General features: G+C 67.7%; 16 protein-coding genes. 7 read left to right on the top strand and 9 right to left on the bottom strand.

What is annotated here, in order from left to right; genetic code table 11:
* Nucleotides 1–84 precede the first annotated feature (84 nt).
* The 4 genes from ACPXY0_RS05000 (at nt 85) to ACPXY0_RS04985 (ending at nt 3,245) form a co-directional block, all read left to right on the top strand.
* A complete protein-coding gene (locus ACPXY0_RS05000) occupies nt 85–1,320 on the top strand; it encodes an IS256 family transposase (protein WP_423929046.1) in 1,236 nt (411 codons plus the stop codon).
* Nucleotides 1,321–1,389: 69 nt separating this feature from the next.
* Entirely contained in the window at nt 1,390–2,541 is a 1,152-nt protein-coding gene (locus tag ACPXY0_RS04995) for a hypothetical protein (protein WP_423929044.1), read from the top strand.
* Nucleotides 2,541–3,011: a hypothetical protein gene (locus tag ACPXY0_RS04990; protein WP_423929042.1), complete on the top strand. Its 471-nt coding sequence runs from the start codon at nt 2,541–2,543 to the stop codon at nt 3,009–3,011. Before ACPXY0_RS04995 ends, ACPXY0_RS04990 begins: the two co-directional genes overlap by 1 nt.
* A 6-nt stretch (nt 3,012–3,017) precedes the next feature.
* A complete protein-coding gene (locus ACPXY0_RS04985; RefSeq protein ID WP_423929040.1) occupies nt 3,018–3,245 on the top strand; it encodes a hypothetical protein in 228 nt (75 codons plus the stop codon).
* Nucleotides 3,246–3,463: 218 nt separating this feature from the next.
* Here ACPXY0_RS04985 and ACPXY0_RS04980 read toward each other — a convergent pair whose 3' ends face one another.
* A complete protein-coding gene (locus tag ACPXY0_RS04980; protein WP_423929038.1) occupies nt 3,464–3,694 on the bottom strand; it encodes a hypothetical protein in 231 nt (76 codons plus the stop codon).
* A 103-nt stretch (nt 3,695–3,797) separates the two neighbouring features.
* Nucleotides 3,798–4,328, bottom strand: coding sequence for a DinB family protein (locus tag ACPXY0_RS04975; RefSeq protein ID WP_423929036.1), 531 nt, complete (start codon nt 4,326–4,328; stop codon nt 3,798–3,800).
* Nucleotides 4,329–4,375: 47 nt separating this feature from the next.
* Here ACPXY0_RS04975 and ACPXY0_RS04970 point away from each other — a divergent pair, with 47 nt between their 5' ends.
* The gene (locus ACPXY0_RS04970) at nt 4,376–5,311 is read left to right on the top strand and encodes a VOC family protein (protein WP_423929034.1); all 936 of its coding nucleotides are present in this window, start codon (nt 4,376–4,378) and stop codon (nt 5,309–5,311) included.
* Nucleotides 5,308–6,336: an MBL fold metallo-hydrolase gene (locus ACPXY0_RS04965; RefSeq protein ID WP_423929032.1), complete on the top strand. Its 1,029-nt coding sequence runs from the start codon at nt 5,308–5,310 to the stop codon at nt 6,334–6,336. The genes ACPXY0_RS04970 and ACPXY0_RS04965 overlap by 4 nt, the downstream gene beginning before the upstream one ends.
* On the opposite strand, the gene ACPXY0_RS04960 is transcribed toward ACPXY0_RS04965, so the two are convergent.
* The 5 genes from ACPXY0_RS04960 to ACPXY0_RS04940 form a co-directional block, all read right to left on the bottom strand.
* The gene (locus ACPXY0_RS04960) at nt 6,311–6,754 is read right to left on the bottom strand and encodes a hypothetical protein (protein WP_423929030.1); all 444 of its coding nucleotides are present in this window, start codon (nt 6,752–6,754) and stop codon (nt 6,311–6,313) included. The genes ACPXY0_RS04965 and ACPXY0_RS04960 overlap by 26 nt on opposite strands.
* A 157-nt stretch (nt 6,755–6,911) precedes the next feature.
* Nucleotides 6,912–7,901, bottom strand: coding sequence for a hypothetical protein (locus ACPXY0_RS04955; protein ID WP_423929028.1), 990 nt, complete (start codon nt 7,899–7,901; stop codon nt 6,912–6,914).
* Nucleotides 7,902–7,903: 2 nt separating this feature from the next.
* The gene (locus tag ACPXY0_RS04950) at nt 7,904–9,223 is read right to left on the bottom strand and encodes a hypothetical protein (protein WP_423929026.1); all 1,320 of its coding nucleotides are present in this window, start codon (nt 9,221–9,223) and stop codon (nt 7,904–7,906) included.
* Nucleotides 9,220–9,423, bottom strand: coding sequence for a hypothetical protein (locus tag ACPXY0_RS04945; RefSeq protein ID WP_420462468.1), 204 nt, complete (start codon nt 9,421–9,423; stop codon nt 9,220–9,222). The genes ACPXY0_RS04950 and ACPXY0_RS04945 overlap by 4 nt, the downstream gene beginning before the upstream one ends.
* Before the next feature lie 99 nt (nt 9,424–9,522).
* The gene (locus tag ACPXY0_RS04940; RefSeq protein WP_423929024.1) at nt 9,523–10,902 is read right to left on the bottom strand and encodes a hypothetical protein; all 1,380 of its coding nucleotides are present in this window, start codon (nt 10,900–10,902) and stop codon (nt 9,523–9,525) included.
* 259 nt (nt 10,903–11,161) lie between these two features.
* On the opposite strand from ACPXY0_RS04940, the gene ACPXY0_RS04935 reads away from it, so the two are divergent.
* Nucleotides 11,162–13,204, top strand: coding sequence for an Ig-like domain-containing protein (locus tag ACPXY0_RS04935; protein ID WP_423929022.1), 2,043 nt, complete (start codon nt 11,162–11,164; stop codon nt 13,202–13,204).
* A gap of 68 nt (nt 13,205–13,272) precedes the next feature.
* Here the strand turns inward: ACPXY0_RS04935 and ACPXY0_RS04930 are convergent, their stop codons facing one another.
* Both ACPXY0_RS04930 and ACPXY0_RS04925 read right to left on the bottom strand, forming a co-directional pair.
* Nucleotides 13,273–14,583: a 3-keto-disaccharide hydrolase gene (locus ACPXY0_RS04930; RefSeq protein ID WP_423929020.1), complete on the bottom strand. Its 1,311-nt coding sequence runs from the start codon at nt 14,581–14,583 to the stop codon at nt 13,273–13,275.
* The gene (locus ACPXY0_RS04925) at nt 14,583–15,983 is read right to left on the bottom strand and encodes a Gfo/Idh/MocA family protein (protein WP_423929018.1); all 1,401 of its coding nucleotides are present in this window, start codon (nt 15,981–15,983) and stop codon (nt 14,583–14,585) included. The genes ACPXY0_RS04930 and ACPXY0_RS04925 overlap by 1 nt, the downstream gene beginning before the upstream one ends.
* Nucleotide 15,984 lies beyond the last annotated feature (1 nt).

The raw sequence follows: 15,984 nt of genomic DNA, 5'->3' as shown, positions 1-15,984 counted from the left end.
GTGTGTAAAAAGGGAGGCGACGTACCTTTCAGCTGACCAATCACAGCGGATCCGGGGGCAAACCCGGAGAAAGGACGTCGCCTCATGGGCAACGATACGCGGGAGAGATTCGACGGGCCAGCGTGGGAGACGCTGGAGGTGTGGGTGCGGGAGCAGGCGCGGGACATGATCCAGGCGGCGCTGGAGGAGGAGGTGACGGAGCTCTTGGGCCGGGTGAAGTCTGAGCGGCGTGCGGCGGTGGACGCGCCGCCGGGCTACCGGAACGGGTACGGGAAGCCGAGGCGTCTGGCGACGAGTTCGGGGACGATCGAGGTCAGGCGGCCTCGGGTCAGGGGCCTGGAGGAACGGTTCGAGAGCCGGGTGCTGCCTCTGTTCGCGCGCCGGACGCGGGAGGTGGGCGAGCTGATCCCGGAGCTGTACCCGCACGGGCTGGCCGAGGGCGATTTCGAGCTGGCGCTCAGGGGGCTGTTGGGCGACGGGGCGCCGTTGTCGAAGTCCTCGGTGAGGCGGCTCAGGGCGAGGTGGACGGCGGAGCACGAGGCGTGGAGCCGGCGGCCGCTGGGAGACCGTGAGCTCGTGTACGCGTGGGCGGACGGGATCTACGTGAAGGCGGGCCTGGAGCGGGACAAGGCGGCGCTGTTGGTGGTGATCGGGGCCATGAGCGACGGGACGAAGGAGGTGCTGGCGGTCACGCCGGGCTACCGGGAGTCGGTCGAGTCGTGGGCGGCGGTGCTCAGGGACCTCAAGGCGCGGGGGCTCGGGACGCCGAAGCTGCTCGTCGCCGACGGGAACCTGGGCATCTGGGGCGCGGCGCGGGAGGTGTGGCCGGAGACGGCCGAGCAGCGGTGCTGGAACCACAAGACGACCAACGTGCTGGACCGGCTGCCCAAGAGAGAGCAGGCCGCGGCGAGGGAGATGCTGCGCGCGGCGGCGTACGCGCCCTCGCGGGCGGCGGCGAAGGAGGCGAGAGACGCCTTCCGGGACCGCTACGGAGACGCCGAGGCCAAGGCGGTGGCCGTGCTCGAGGACGACTGGGACCGCATGACGGCCTTCCACGACTATCCGGAGAAGCACTGGCGGCACCTGCGGACGACCAACGTCGTGGAGAGCCCGTTCGCCTCGGTCCGGCTGCGCACGACGGCCGCGAAGCGGTTCAAGCGGGTCGACAACGCCACGGCGCTGATCTGGCGGCTGCTGCTGGTGGCCGAGAAGAGGTCCGGGAAGCTCAACGCGCCGCACTTGCTGCGGGACGTGTACGAAGGGAGGAGGTTCGAGGACGGAAAGCCCGTCCCCGAAGGTCAGAAGAGGATCGCCGCCTGATGACGTTTACACACCTATTGACCCGACCTCGCGATCACGAACGCGACACGCAACGAAGTAGACACGAAGTTGACGCAATCCGGTGGTCAGCGCCGGTTCGAAGAAGTGACCTATTCGTTCAACCAGCTGCTGGGTTGGAAGGAGAACATCGCCGACCAACTGCTCCAGACCGCGGGTGTGACGTTCATCGACGTGGACCAGACTAGTAACAAGGTTCTCGTTGGCGTCCCCACCGACTCCGACGTTTCGGCTGCTGTGGCTTTCGCCACTGGTGCGGGAATCCCCACCGCGGCGTTCCATACGGCTGTTGTGGGTCGTCCGCAGCCGTCGCATGGTGGACCCGTTGAGACGCAAGCGGATGACGAACATCTGCTTTCAGAGCGGTTCATCACGACGTTCGGTGGCATCATGGTGCGCAACGGTCGCGACTCACAGGACCGGTGCAGCCTCATGCTCGGTGTCACGATGGGTGGCGCGGAGCGCTACGTCACCGCAGCGCATTGCCCGTGGACTGACGCGGGTGAGTACGAAGATTTCGCCAGCCTGGACACGACGCTCCCACTCTATCAGGCCCGGACGCTCGATTCCGACCGGTTGGGATACGAGGTCGCGGATCCGGCCTCCACGTGTAATTACAACGGTGGCGACTGCCGGTGGGCCGACGCTGCGCTGTTCGGTCAGCCCGGATCGGACAACCGGTTCCGTCAAGGCTGGGTGACGACTACAGAATCCTCATGGGCCGACGACCCGAACACGTCCGTGGTCCACAACCACACGAGTGACAGCGTTTATGTCATGACCGGCGAGGGTGGCGAGCAGGCACCGAACTGGCCCGTCTCCGGTCAGTTCGTGATCAAAGTCGGGTTCATCACCGGTCGGTCACACGGTCGGATGGTCCACGATTGCGTCGATATGAACCAATGGCCCAACGCCGAACGAGGCTATGTGGTACGCTGTCAGGCGGCTGCGACCTATTGGGCCGACGGTGGCGACAGCGGTGGACCGGTGTTCGCATCAGATGGCAGCTTCTTCGGTCTCCACATGGGAAGCTCCGATGGTGCCGTTGTTCTTCCGTCCGGGTATTACTCGTACCTGTCGTACTACTCACCGATTGAGAACATTGAGTTCGACCTGGGTGCGATGAGCACCGAAGGCGAGGAACACTTGGTCTTCCACATCCCGCACGAGATTTGGGCGTCCGTCGCGGACGACCAGCCGTGATGCGCCTGTTTCTCGCGTTCGCTGCAGCCGGTCTGGTGGCCGGCTGCAGCGACCTGATCGGTGGCGGCGGGCCGAATATCCCGGACGAAGTCATCGGTGCAATTGCAACCGACTTCCACGAAGACACGGTCCGAGTGTGGGTCCCGGACACGGTCCGGGTCGGGGAGCAGTTCCCCGTCGCGGTGGAGACCTACTACCGCTGCGGGCTGTCTCCCGGTCGAACCGAGATACGGACGCTCGACATGCGTGTCGAGATCACACCCTACATGCAGTACAGGCGGCGCAGCGCATGCCCGAGCATTCTCAAGGGTGAGACGCGAACGGTCTCGATTCGGTTCGACCACACAGGCCGCGGAACCGTCGTGTTCTACGGAACCGCCGATGTCCGGTTCCCCGCATGGCGCGGTCACACCCCCGAGCCGGTCGATACGCTCGAGGTTATGCGTCACGTGGTTGTGCTCGACCGCTGATGATTCATGACCGATTACGATCATCGACCGGTGGTGATGTGTTTAGGAGATCGAATCAGTAACTTCGCAGCCCGTTTTCGAATCCACGTATCCGGCCGGGAAGAGGTGTACAAACGGTATTCACCTGACCACCCGGCCTCGCCGAAGTCAGCGCTTCAAGCTGCGGTCCTCACCGCCTTCTTGATTGACCTCTTACAGCTTCTGGGCTTCCGGATCACTGCATTGAAGATCTGATACGGCGTTTCTCCCCTCGTCAGCTGCTCGGATTCGGGCATCTCAGGCCCGCGAGGGCGGGTCGACGCGTCCGTTGACGGCCGAGGGAGTGTAAGAGAATCCGTTCCAATATGGCGGAAATAATGTGGGGTATAGCGGAACGATTGAATTCGTAACGCATTCATGATGAACGTGTTACGTCGCTCAAGGAGGCTGTCCGCGGGAACGTCTGAGGAGGCCTACAACTCGGCCAGCGCCTCGGCGTTGAAGCCGACGAGGAGCGTGCTCCCCGCGAACAGGATCGGCGCGCGGTACTTCCCGGTGGGCCCCTTCAGCGCGTCGAGTGCGGTGTCCGCGGGGTCCAGATCGCGCCGGCTCCTCCCCTTCGCGATGACCACCCGCTCCACGGAGGCCAGGAGTTCCCGCACGTCGTCATCGTTGAGCGGGGCCTTCGTCGCGGACCGTTCCATGGCGATCGTCGCACCGGTCTCGTCCAGCACCGCACGGGTGCGTTTGCAGCTCGTTCAGCCAGGGCGCTGGTAGAAGAGCGAAACCTCGGTCACTGCGGCCTCCTCAACTGGTGGCGGATTCCATCACGTAGCGGGTCCGGAGCACATCTCGGTGGTGGAGTTCGTGGCCGGCGACGATGTGGACGAGCGCCCGCACCGTGAACTCGGCGCCGCTCGCGATCCCGCGGCGAGACAGCGTGTCATCGTCGAACGAGGCGAAGAGGGCCGCGTTCGCAGCGCGCAGGCCCCTGAACTCACGCAGCAGATCGGCCACCGGACGGCCGGCGGCGTTGGACGCGGCGGCCCACTCGTCCTGATCCATCCCCGGCAGGTCGGCGGGGTCCGCCCGGGCGACATGGAGCGCGCGGTAGGAGAAGAGCCGCTCGGTGTCGATCACATGCCCCAGAACCTCGCGGTACGTCCACTTCCCGGGCTCGTAGGCGAACGTCTCCCGATCGGGGGACAACCCGGAGAAGAGCCGTTCCAGCGCGTCAGGTGCCTCGCGCAGCACATCGACCAGAGACCGGTCGTCCGGCACTCTGTCGATGTACATCGAGTAGTAGTCGGCGTGTTCGTCGGGTTCGGGGCGTCTCATGGCGGGCAAACTATCGACCTCGGGGTCGCCGCGTCATCTTGTCCGCCATGATCTGCCGGCGACGCTCCACGGGGAGCACGGAAGCGGGGGAACGGCGCGGGCGCCGCAAGGCGACGGCCTTCCGGTGGCGCACGCTCGCGGGAACCGCCTGCGCGCTGTTCGGAACGGCCTCGGGCGCGCTGGCGCAGGGGACGCCGGCGGAGTGCGTGGCCCCGGGCTCCTCGCTTCGGCTCGACCACGTCCCCGTCGCCGTACGTGACCTCGACGCCCTGTCCCGGCGGCTCACCGACGAGTTCGGGTTCCGAGTCCAGGCCGGGAGGCGGGACGGGCACGGACTGGAGACCGCAGAGATCCGGTTCGGGGACGGGACCCGCCTCGAGTTGAGGACGCTGGCAAGCCCCGGCGATCCAGACGCGCCCGGCGCCGGCGAGGCTCAGCGCTATACGGACCTGATCGAGGACGGCGGGGGCGGGGCGTATCTCGCCTTCTCAGGGCCCGACCTGGACGAAGTGCTCGCGGTTGCCCAGGACCTCGAACCCGAGTTCGCTGTGACGAGTGCAGGGGCGCGCCGCCGGGCGGCCTTCCCCCCGGACCACCCGCTCCACGCGGTGCTCTTCGTCGACCCCGATCGGGAGCGCCCCGAGCCGTCCGCGGCGCCGGAACACGCGAACGGAGCGCAGGGGCTGGAAGCGGTCTGGGTGATGGTGGAAGATCCGGAGCGGCTGACCGGGTTCCTGCTCGCGTTCGGGGCCCGCGACTGCGGCGTGTCGCGCCACCCGGAGCACCTGTACGGACGTGCCGTCGGTATCCGGGGCGGCACCGTGTACGTCGTGGACGCCCTTCTGTGGCTGGCCGACCCCGGTTCGGCGCCGGTCGTATCGCTGACCGTCCGCGGCGGCCCCGAGTCGGTCTCCGACAACATCGTGCTCGGAAACGCCGGCGGTCTCTGGATCGAACTGCGGAGTGCCAAGGAGGGCGGATGAGGGTTCACTCGCTTGATGCACGAACGTCGATCGTCGATCTCCATTTCCGGGGCTATCCTCTCGCCATCGGCACGGGCGTGCTGGAATACAGCGAGGGCATCGCGCTCGTCGACCCCGGGCCCACGACCTGTATCGCGGCACTCCGGGCCGGTCTCGGCGAGGCGGGCTTCGAGCTGGATGATGTGCGGGCGATCCTCCTCTCGCACATCCACCTCGACCATGCCACGGCCTCCGGAACCATCGTGCGCGAGGTGCCGGAGGCGAGGGTGTACGTCCACCCGATCGGGGCGATCCACATGATCCGCCCCGAGCGGCTCCTCGCCTCCGCCGGCCGCATCTACGGCGATCTGATGGAGACGCTGTGGGGCGAGTTCCTCCCGGTGCCCGCCGATTCCGTCACCGCAGTGGACGAGGGAGATACCGTGCGGCTGGGCGGTCGCAAGCTACGCGTCGCCTACACGCCGGGCCACGCAAAACACCACGTCGCCTACTTCGAGGAGGACACCGGCACGGCCTGGGTGGGCGACGACGCCGGCATCCGCATCCCGCCCGGCGGCGTGATCCCGGTCAGCCCCCCGCCGGACGTCGATGTAGAGGCCTGGAACGGAACCATGGACCGGGTGATGGAGTGGAGCCCGGATCTGGTCATCCCGACGCACTTCGGGCCGGTGGACGATCCGGCCGCGCACTTCGCCGAACTCCGCGAGGAACTCGCGAAGTGGGCCGGGCAGGTGCGCGCGTCGCTGGCGGGCGAGGATCCGGCGAACTCCGACACGGTCGGCGACGCCGCGCGGGCCGACGAGTTTGCGGCATGGGTGGAGGAAGACCTGCGCGCGCGGATGCCGGCCGGGCCGGTCGACATCTACATCAACGCGTTCGGCGCCCGTGACTCCTGGTGGGGCCTCGCCCGCTACTGGCGCAAGCGCGGCGGTGGAACGGGAGCTGGCACGGCCGGGGCCAGGGGCGTCGCGAGCTTGCTGGTTCCGGTTCTCTTGAAAGCTACCTCACCACGACGCGGCGCATGACCCGAATCGTGTCGGCCTGTTCGCCTGGATACCCGATGGTGGAGAGGCCGATCACCGTGACGGTTCCGAGCCCACGCTCATCGAACTGCATGTAGACGTAGCGCCGAGGCACGGCGAGGAAGTCCGGGCAGTTGGGGCTGGGGAGAAAGCTCTTGTACGGAATGATCGTCGCGCGGAGGCCATCGGTCTCGACCGCCGAGCGACCTTCTTCAAGCCGACAGCCGTGGTACGTCCTGATGACCACGGGAAACTGCTGGTGCATGCGTACCGTGTCGGGAACGAACACCTCGGGCGTGTCGAACTCCTCAATGACCTCGAACGTGAGCGCCGCGACCACTTCGTCGTTGTTTGGCCCGAGTGAATCACCGCATGCGATCAACAGACCGGCTGCGGCGACCGCGACGAGGATGCGGTGCACTGCGGGTCCCCTTCCACCATGGTTCGGTTGGCAGCTTCGTTGAAGCGCGTGGCCATCCCATCAACGCACCGAAGTCGGTGACCGTGACGGGCGGTGTGTCGAGCGCCTCCGTCGTGTACGACGATCCTGCTTGGGGAGAGAGGCCGCTGCCTGGGGGTCAGCTGGCGGCGGGGCGGACCACGACGGTGATCTCCTCGTCGGAGAACAGGCCGCCATCGTCGGCGCGGCCACGGAGGATGTAGGTCCCGGGCTGGGAGAACGTCACCCTCACCGTCCAGCGGTCGTCCTCGGGCGGTTCGGGAGGACGCCACAGCGGCGCCCAGGGTGAGTTCGCGCCAGTTCGCGTGTCCTCCCACACCTTCACCTGCGGCGGGTCGAACGCCACCTCCCCCTCGCCGCGATAGACGAACCACGACATGAAGAGCCCGTTCACCTTCTGCACCGTCACCCGGGAGGGGGCCGTGAGCTGCCGGCGGCTGAGGCTGGGGTGGGCGCGGGCGATCGAGTCCACGCGGGCGGAGTCCTCCGCCGTCTCCGGGGGCTGGGGCGTGCGCCGACGGGGGGGCCTGAGGAGCCCATCGTCCTCGATAAGCACGCTCACCGTGACGGGCTGGCCGACGATGGCCTCGCGGCTGCGCTCGCCCTCGAGGGTGATCCCGGGCGGCTCGTTGGCCCGCATCTCGGCGTTGCTGGAGCCGGCGCCCAGCGCGCCGGTCTCGGACATGATCACCGTGTTGTCCACGATGTAGTCGGGTCGGAGCGAGGCGTAGGCGTGCTCGGTGACCCCCTGGCTCGCCAGCGTCCACACCAGTTCCCTGTCGCCCCAGTCCGCCGGGACGCGGACCCTGAACACGAAGCGGTTGCGGCGCGGGAGGAAGTGGGTCGGCTGCCCCCGGTCTGCCGGGCCGGGGGAGAACGCGTTGTCCTCGCCCACGGGGACGTCGATCTCCTCGAGCCAGTTCCGGTTCATGTACCCGAACAGGAAGTTGAACGAGCCGTCCTCGTTTTTCTCCCAGCCCTCGAACGCCGGCGCTACGTTCTGGCCACGGGCGTAGGTCTGGGCGTGGACGCCGGCGGGGAGCGCGGCCGCGGCCAGGATTAGCGCCAGGAGCGGCGCGATCCGGGCTCGGGAAGGCCCTTCGGACACCTCTATCGCTCCCGCGAACCGCCCGGCGAGCCGCCCCTGTCGCCGGACTCGCCCGACGACTCGGATGCCTCGGCCGCGGCGTCGGGCTGCCACCACTCGGCGTCCGCGAAGTAGCTCATGTCGCCGTTCTCGGGGATGACCATGCACAGCGGGCAGCCGATCACGTGATCGTTGGGCCCGAGCGCGAGCCGATGCCTGCGCATCGCCATCTCCTCCACGAACTGCTCGTCGGACAGTTCCACGCGCATGCCGAGATCGATGAACATGTTCGCCACCGAGCGGTTCCCCGACCCCTGCCAGTTGCGGGTGTCCGGGACGTTCCGGTTCGCCTCGGAGGTGTCCATGTAGCCGATGATGTGGAGGATCGCCCCCTTCGGGAGGAGCGGCTGGTGGTCCTGCGCGTAGGTGTAGCCGCGGACCCAGTTGTGGTCGTATCCCACGCAGTTGAGCGTCTCGACGTTGAAGCCCCAGATCGCCTCGAGACACATGCGCATCCCCGGGGCGTGCAGGTGGGGCGCGAAGGTGACGAGCTTGGTGTGCTGGTTCAGCACCTTGTAGGCGTGAAGTTCCTGTCCCGCCGCGCCCGGCCGCATGTCGATGTCGCTCCCGTTCCCAAGCCCCAGGATGGAGCGCCGGTACTTCGGCTCGTAGTCCGGGGGATGGAAGCGGAAGCCGATCTCGAGGTGGGCGCGCGTGTCGCGGCCGTTGGAATGGAGGTGGACGGAGTTCGAGACCACCGAGGAGCCCGCGCGCAGGAGCCGGCCCGCGTCCTCGTCGAAGATGTCGGGCTCGCGGCCGACCTCGTGCACCGGCCAGCCGGTGTCCGTCGCGGCGCGGTCCGACCCGGGCCCCGTCTCCTGGCCCTCGAGGACGCGCGTGCTCCAGATCATGTGATGCACGACGAAGCGTCCGCCGACCGTGCGCCGCCCCTCGTGTTCCCCGTCTCGTCGCTGCGGGACGTCGTTCATCTCGCGGATCTCGACCGACTTCACGTAGCGGTCCTCGATGAGGCCGGTGGGGATGTTCTCGATATCGCCCCACCAGTCGGGGGCGTCGTCCTCGACGAGCACCTCCGGCAGCCGAACGATCAGGTCCGGCTCGCCCGCGGCCCACAGAACATCGTCATTGAACTCGAGCGGCGCCGGCAGATCGGCCGGGTCGCCCTCGGGGGTGCCCGCCCGCCGCCAGGCGTCGAGCGCCCCGATCTCCCACTCGTCGAGCGACATGTCGTCCTTGAAGTGCTGGATCCCGATGTCCTTCTCGACGTACCACGGAGGCATGGCCCCGGCCCGGTCCCGGATCTGCGTCCGGCGCGCGATCATGCTCGCTGGAGAATCGGCGCGATGTCGCGGCTGAACGTGACGTCGGCGGCTTCATCCCCGGTTGCACCGGATGTCGCGTGACTGGCCGTCGCAATCGATGCCCCGGCCTGCGCCGCGAGGCTGGTCGCGGAAAGCAGGAGGAGGGTGAGGAAGACAGAAGATCTTCCGGCGAAAGACAGGGTCCGCGTCGCGTGCGGCATCGACATGGCTCCTTGCGAGGGGGCTCTCTCGCGAAGGTTAGTCGAAGGGCGAAGGTTGGGTCAAACGCGGCTCGCCCACCGCACCCGGCGCTCGTGCCGTCAGCCCGTTAAGCGGACGGCCTCCGGTAGCCGCTTCACGATGACCGTCGGGACATCGAACTCGTCCGTCTCGACGAAGGCGACCAGACCTCCCGGCCCGAACGCGCCGGGCATGAGCGTCTCCTCCAGCGAGAACGTGCCCACGTAACCGCCCTCCGGCGCGAAGACATCGATCCATCCCTCTGCAGCATCCCCCTCCCCCTCCGGCTCTCCCCCTGCCGGCTCTCCGCCCGCCAGCTGGATCTGCGCCAGGGGGTCGCTCCCCCAGCGCTGCACCCAAATCGACCCCGCCCAGGTCGTGCGAAGATCCCGCACGAGGGGCACCTCGGGCATGAAACTCGCGTTCTCCACCATGTCGCGCAGGCCGGCCATCATGCCCTCCAACATGGCTCCCATCTGCTCGCGGAGGGCCTCCGGAACATCGCCCGTCGGGCTGGCGAACTGCTCCTCAATGGACGATTCCAAGGCTTCCAGTGCCCGTGCCCGGACGCGCTCCCGCAGCCGCTCCGTGACAGGCTCGGGGTGGAGGGGACGGCCCACGACGCGCACCGGGGCACCCACCGCCGTCTGGATCTTGACCGCATACGCGGACGAATCCGAATACGCCACCGCACCGCCGGGGAGAACATCGAACACGAGGCCGGGCTCGAAATAGGCGAACGCGTCGCCGAGCGCGCCGAACATGTCCGACGGATCTGCGGCCTCGAACGTGGCCTGCCGCTCCGGGCGCGCCTCCCACCCCTCCGCGAACGGAGCCGTGGCGGCCTCTTCCCCCTCGTCGAGTGACACGCGGTAGATGGTGCGGTCACCGGCCGCGACGGTCGCTTCGCCACCGCTGAAGCTCGCGGCCGCACCTCGGGTCAGGAACAGCGCTCCTCCCTCCCGCGCGGCGCGCACCCTCTCCGCGGAAGCGGTCTGAGAGGCGCCCGTATTCGCGAAGCGGATCGCGCGCTCGAACGACCCGTCCGGGCCGAAGAGGAGGTAGGCGCGGTGTCCATCGTCGACGATCACGACCCCGCCCTCGGGCCGGGCCAACATGTGCCCGACTTGGCGAAGCTCGCCCGGGCCGTCACCCATGCGCCCGAACTCCGCCGCCAGGCCTCCGAGTCCGTCCAGGACGACGATGCGGGTGGAGGACGCGGCGGCGTCGCGGATGTACAGATGACCGCGCGCGTCGAAATCCAGCTCCGCGATCTCCGTGAACGCGTCCCAGCTCTCCGCCTCGATCCCGCCGATCCGGTACACCTCCTCGAAACCGGCCTCGAGCGGACGGTCCTCGCTCGACAGCGGAGCGGGCACACCCCCGGTCTCACCGCCGCAAGCCGCCAGCAGCGTGATGAACACAGCGCAAAGAAGTCTCACCTCATCGCCTCGGGTCACGGCACCACCTCCACGCTGGGGTCAGAGCTTGACCACCGGGGAATCAGTCCCCGGAGTCGATGAGGTGTACAAGGTCTGTGATGCGGAGGTTTCGCCAGCGGACCCTGATGCCGCCACCGTCGTGGATCTGGAGCGCGATCAAGCCCTCGGCCCGGATCCGCATCGTCTTCCAATCGCGCGCGCGGATGCGTGAGATGATGTGACCGGCTATAGTTGGCCCGCACTCCGGTACCGGGGTTTTCCAGGGGCTGAGGGAGACATGAGACGAACCGTTCTGCTGCTGCTTGGCTCGCTGGTCGGTTGTGGAGGGACGGACGGCACGGGCCCGGCCCCGGGGCCACCCCCGCCACCACCTCCCCCGCAGAACCGGGCCCCGCTGGCGGTGGGTTCGATTCCAGCCCTGGAGTTGGCGGTGAGCGACACGTCGAGACTGGACGTGTCGCCGTTCTTCCGAGATCCGGATGGGGACGCACTCTCCTATTCGGTCGCCACCTCGGCCGCCGGGACGGTTCAAGCGACGATCACAGCTGGCACCGCAGTCATCGTTGCTGCTGCTATTGGAACTGCGGACGTCACCGTGACGGCGACCGATCCCGGCGGGCTCTCCGTGCAGCAGGCGTTCTCTGTGACGGTGGCCAATCGGGCACCGCAACCGGTCGACGCGATCCCGGCGCTCGAGCTGGCTGCGGGTGACTCGGCCACCATCGATCTGGCCACCTATTTCAGCGACCCCGACGGTGACGCCCTCAGCTACGCCGCGGAGACATCGGATTCCGACGTAGCGGCGGTGTCGGTCTCCGGGACTGTCCTGAAGGTCCTGGCGGAGAGCGCGGGAACCGCCGACGTCACCGTGACGGCCACCGATCCCGGCGGGCTGTCCGCCCAGCAGGCGTTCTCTGTGACGGTGGCCAATCGGGCACCGCAACCGGTCGACGCGATCCCGGCGCTCGAGCTGGCTGCGGGTGACTCGGCCACCGTCGATCTTGCCGCCTATTTCAGCGACCCCGACGGTGACACCCTCAGCTACGCCGCGGAGACATCGGATTCCGACGTAGCGGCGGTGTCGGTCTCCGGGACTGTCCTGAAGGTCCTGGCGGAGAGCGCGGGAACCGCCGACGTCACCGTGACGGCGACCGATCCCGGCGGGCTCTCCGCCCAGCAGGCGTTCTCTGTGACGGTCTCGAGTCCTCCACCACCGCCGCCCGGGTTCTCCGTGGAACTCCGGATCGAGCCTTCACAGGGTCAGAACGATGCCTTCAGGGTGCTAGCCGATCCGACCTTCTTCGCTGACCAGTTCGACCTGGATGTCTTCATCATCACCGGGGATGACGCGGCAACGTGGGAGTTCACGAACGACCAACCCATCACCGCCGGCGAGGGACGCGTGGAGTTGGCGGACCTGAACTTCGGCACAACGCCCCAGTCGCTGGACGACGTCACCAGGGCGAAGGTGGTGTTCGACGAGAACTTCGATACGACCCATGTGCTGCTTTGCACGATCCTCGCGGGAGGAAGTTCGCAGCGGGTAGAAGCGACTTGTTTGCCGGTGCCCCCACCTCCCCCGCCGCCGCCAACATTCGATGGCTCCGTGGAACTCCGGATCGAGCCTTCACAGAGTCAGAACGATGCCTTCAGGGTGCTAGCCGATCCGACCTTCTTCGCTGACCAGTTCGACCTGGACGTCTTCATCATCACCGGGGATGACGCGGCAACGTGGGAGTTCACGAACGACCAACCCATCACCGCCGGCGAGGGACGCGTGGAGCTGGCGGATCTGAACTTCGGCACAACGCCCCAGTCGCTGGACGACGCCACCAAGGCGAAGGTGGTGTTCGACGAGAACTTCGATACGACCCATGTGCTGCTTTGCACGATCCTCGCGGGAAGAAGTCCGCAGCGGGTAGAAGCGACTTGTTTGCCGGCGCCCCCACCTCCCCCGCCGCCGCCAACATTCGATGGCTCCGTGGAACTCCGGATCGAGCCTTCACAGAGTCAGAACGATGCCTTCAGGGTGCTGGCCGATCCGACCTTCTTCGCTGACCAGTTCGACCTGGACGTCTTCATCATCACCGGGGATGACGCGGCAACGTGGGAGTTCACGAACGACCAACCCATCACCGCCGGCGAGGGACGCGTGGAGCTGGCGGATCTGAACTTCGGCACAACGCCCCAGTCGCTGGACGACGTCACCAGGGCGAGAGTGGTATATTCGGAGAACTTCACCACCACCCATACGCTGCTGTGCTCCATCAGTGAGGAAAGGAGCTCTCAGCGTATCGAAGTGAACTGCTCGACCTCGTGACGACCGGCCAGTTGGGGTGGGTAGCCGCGCAGCGCGGTGGCTCCGACCCGCAAGCCATCAGTTGAGCGTCAGCCGCCCAAGTCCGTGATGCGGAGGTTTCGCCAGCGGACCCTGATGCCGCCACCGTCGTGGATCTGGAGCGCGATCGAGCCCTCGGCTGCGCCGATCTTCTCGTCCTCGAAGTCCACCATCTTCATCCCGTTCAGCCATGTCGTGACCCGGTCGCCGACCGCGCGGATGCGCATGGTGTTCCAGTCGCCCATGCGGAGCGCGTCATCCAGCGCCGGATCGGGCTGCACCAGCCAGCCGCGGCCGTACGACTCGTAGATGCCGCCGGTGAACAGGCCCAGGGGCGCGACCTCGGCCTGCCAGCCGCTGACGGTGGTTCCCTCCACGCTGGAGCGCAGGAAGACGCCGCTGTTGCCGTCCGCCTCCTGCCTGAACTCGAGCGTCAGATCGAAATCGCGGTACGTCTCCTCGGTAACGAGATACCCGTACTCGGCGTCAGGGCCGCTCTCGCACACCAGTTCCCCGTCCTCTACGTACCAGCGCTCCGTCCCGTGCACACGCCAGCCGTCGAGGTTTTCGCCGTTGAAGAGGGAGACGGGCTCGAGGGGACGGATCTTGATGTTCCGGTACCAGACGTTGCGCCCGTGGTCCTGGAGGCCGATCGGTCCGGACGCGGCCCGTCCATAACGCGGGTAGGCGGCGAACTTGCTCGCCGCCACGAGCGCCTCCCACTCCGGGGACCCCAGTTCGTACTCGACCGTTTTCGTCCCGTTCAGCCAGTGCTCGACCAGGTCGTTCCGGATACGGATCCGGCCCTCGTTCCACTCGCCGGGCCCATGGAGCGTCGTCTCGCCCGACGCATGCAGGTCGTAGTTGTCCCCGGTCAGGTGCGTGTTCATTTCCATGGTGCCCATGGCGATGTACGCGGGATCGTCGAGCACCTGGTACTCCGGCGCGTTGTACCAGATGGCGGCTCCCTCCTCCTCGATCACCCGGTAGAGGACGCCGCTGTTCGCCACCTCCGAGAGCATGAACTCGAACCTGAGGTCGAAGTCCGAGAACGACTCGGTCGTGACGATGTCCCCGCCCACCGCCACGTCGGGATCGGTGGAAGTCGCGCCGACGACGAGCGTCCCGTCGATGACGGCCCATCCCGTGTCGGGGAAGGTCTCCTGACCGTACCCGCGCCAGCCCGCCGGCGTCTCACCGTCGAAGAGGAGGCGCCAGCCGGCGGCCCGTTCGGCCTCCGTCAGGGTGTTGTGCGGCGTTTCGGCGGGGGCTTCGGGCGCCCCCGCACAGGCCAGGGTCAGTATCGCGGCGAACGCCGGGAGGCACAGCCCGGAGCGTCGGGGCCGTCGCGGGGGGCGCATCAGATCAGCCTCATGGTGTCGGGGTCCCAGCGCACGATGCGGTCCTCGAAGTAGCTCAGGTTGCAGGCGAGCGCGGGCGCCGCCGCGCGCAGCCCGAAGGTCGCGTTTTCCAGCACGGGTGGCCCGCCGCGAATGGCCTCGAACCAGTTGAAGAAGTGGTCGACGTGGGCCCCGCGATACCCGCGCTCGACTTCGTACCGCGCCTCGGCCGGCGGCAGCATCCGGACCCGCGGGGGAAGCCCGTCGGCCGACGCCGCGGCCTCGGCCATCTTCTCCTGCGAGAACGCGTCCATCGGATCGACGGCGACGTTCTTGCGCAGGATGACTTCGGTCCACGTCACGTCCATCGCACCCTCGCTCCCCACCAGCCGCAGGAAGGTGCTGCCCGAGGTCCCGTCCACGAAGTTGACACGCAGCGAGAGGTTGAAGCCGGGGTGCGCCTCGGTCTCGGGATAGTCGAACACGCCGAGGAGCACGTCGGGCACCTCGCGCCCGTCCTTCCAGTAGCGGAGTCCCCCCGCGGCCTGGACCCGGGTGGGGCCGCGCGAACCGACGACGAAGTGGAGGCTCGAGAAGAGGTGGACGAAGAGGTCGCCCGCGACCCCCGTCCCATAGTCCCGATAGTTCCGCCAGCGGAAGATGCGGAGGGGGTCCCAGGAGAGGTCCGGCGCCGGCCCGAGGAAACGCTTCCAGTCGACCGTTTCCTCGGAGGCATCCTCGGGGATCGGGTACTGCCAGGCCCCGATGGGGTCATTGCGGGCCCAGAATCCCTCAGCATAGTTGAGTTCGCCGATGGCACCGTCCAGGTAGAGTTCCCTCGCCTTCTCGTTGCCGAGCGAACTCATCCCCTGGCTTCCGACCTGAAACACGCTGCCCGACTCCTGCTCGGCCCGGATCAGGTCGTGTCCTTCCTCGATCCGGTGGACCATCGGCTTCTCGCAGTAGACGGCCTTGCCGGCGCGGAGCGCGTCGATGGAGATCGGCTGGTGCCAGTGGTCGGGCGTGCCCACGATCACGGCGTCCACCTCGTCACGCGCGAGGACTTCCCGGTAGTCGCGCGTTGTGAAGATGTCTCCGTGACGCTCCCGGGCGGCCTCGAGGCGTCCGTCGAACACGTCGCAGGCGGCGACCAGTTCGACGTCCGGGATGCGAAGCGCCGTCGATACGTCGGCCATGCCCATGCCCCCGGCGCCGATGATGCCGAGTCCGATCCGGTCCGACGGAGCGGCCCGGCGCTTCGGGGTTGGGCGGGCCATCGTGCGGCGGACGGCCCCCGTCTCACCCGAAAGCAGCGAAGGCAGACCTGCCGCGAGCGCCGAACCGGCCGCCACGGACTTGACGAAGCTGCGCCGGCTGGCGGCGGCGGGAGACTCGGGACCAGGCTTTCGTCTCTTGCTCATG

It is taken from the genome of Candidatus Palauibacter sp., assembly GCF_965237495.1.
Classification (GTDB): Bacteria; Gemmatimonadota; Gemmatimonadetes; order Palauibacterales; family Palauibacteraceae; genus Palauibacter.
The sequence above is the reverse complement of the archived record's forward strand: the minus strand, read 5'-3'. Positions and strand labels throughout refer to the sequence as shown.

Coding starts and splice junctions, on each gene's coding strand:
- ACPXY0_RS04975 (WP_423929036.1), bottom strand. CDS start 4,328: ATGAGACGCCCCGAACCCGACGAACACGCCGACTACTACTCGATGTAC.
- ACPXY0_RS04990 (WP_423929042.1), top strand. CDS start 2,541: ATGCGCCTGTTTCTCGCGTTCGCTGCAGCCGGTCTGGTGGCCGGCTGC.
- ACPXY0_RS04950 (WP_423929026.1), bottom strand. CDS start 9,223: ATGATCGCGCGCCGGACGCAGATCCGGGACCGGGCCGGGGCCATGCCT.
- ACPXY0_RS04945 (WP_420462468.1), bottom strand. CDS start 9,423: ATGCCGCACGCGACGCGGACCCTGTCTTTCGCCGGAAGATCTTCTGTC.
- ACPXY0_RS04935 (WP_423929022.1), top strand. CDS start 11,162: ATGAGACGAACCGTTCTGCTGCTGCTTGGCTCGCTGGTCGGTTGTGGA.
- ACPXY0_RS04930 (WP_423929020.1), bottom strand. CDS start 14,583: ATGCGCCCCCCGCGACGGCCCCGACGCTCCGGGCTGTGCCTCCCGGCG.
- ACPXY0_RS04980 (WP_423929038.1), bottom strand. CDS start 3,694: ATGGAACGGTCCGCGACGAAGGCCCCGCTCAACGATGACGACGTGCGG.
- ACPXY0_RS04985 (WP_423929040.1), top strand. CDS start 3,018: ATGACCGATTACGATCATCGACCGGTGGTGATGTGTTTAGGAGATCGA.
- ACPXY0_RS04925 (WP_423929018.1), bottom strand. CDS start 15,983: ATGAGCAAGAGACGAAAGCCTGGTCCCGAGTCTCCCGCCGCCGCCAGC.
- ACPXY0_RS04965 (WP_423929032.1), top strand. CDS start 5,308: ATGAGGGTTCACTCGCTTGATGCACGAACGTCGATCGTCGATCTCCAT.
- ACPXY0_RS04970 (WP_423929034.1), top strand. CDS start 4,376: ATGATCTGCCGGCGACGCTCCACGGGGAGCACGGAAGCGGGGGAACGG.
- ACPXY0_RS05000 (WP_423929046.1), top strand. CDS start 85: ATGGGCAACGATACGCGGGAGAGATTCGACGGGCCAGCGTGGGAGACG.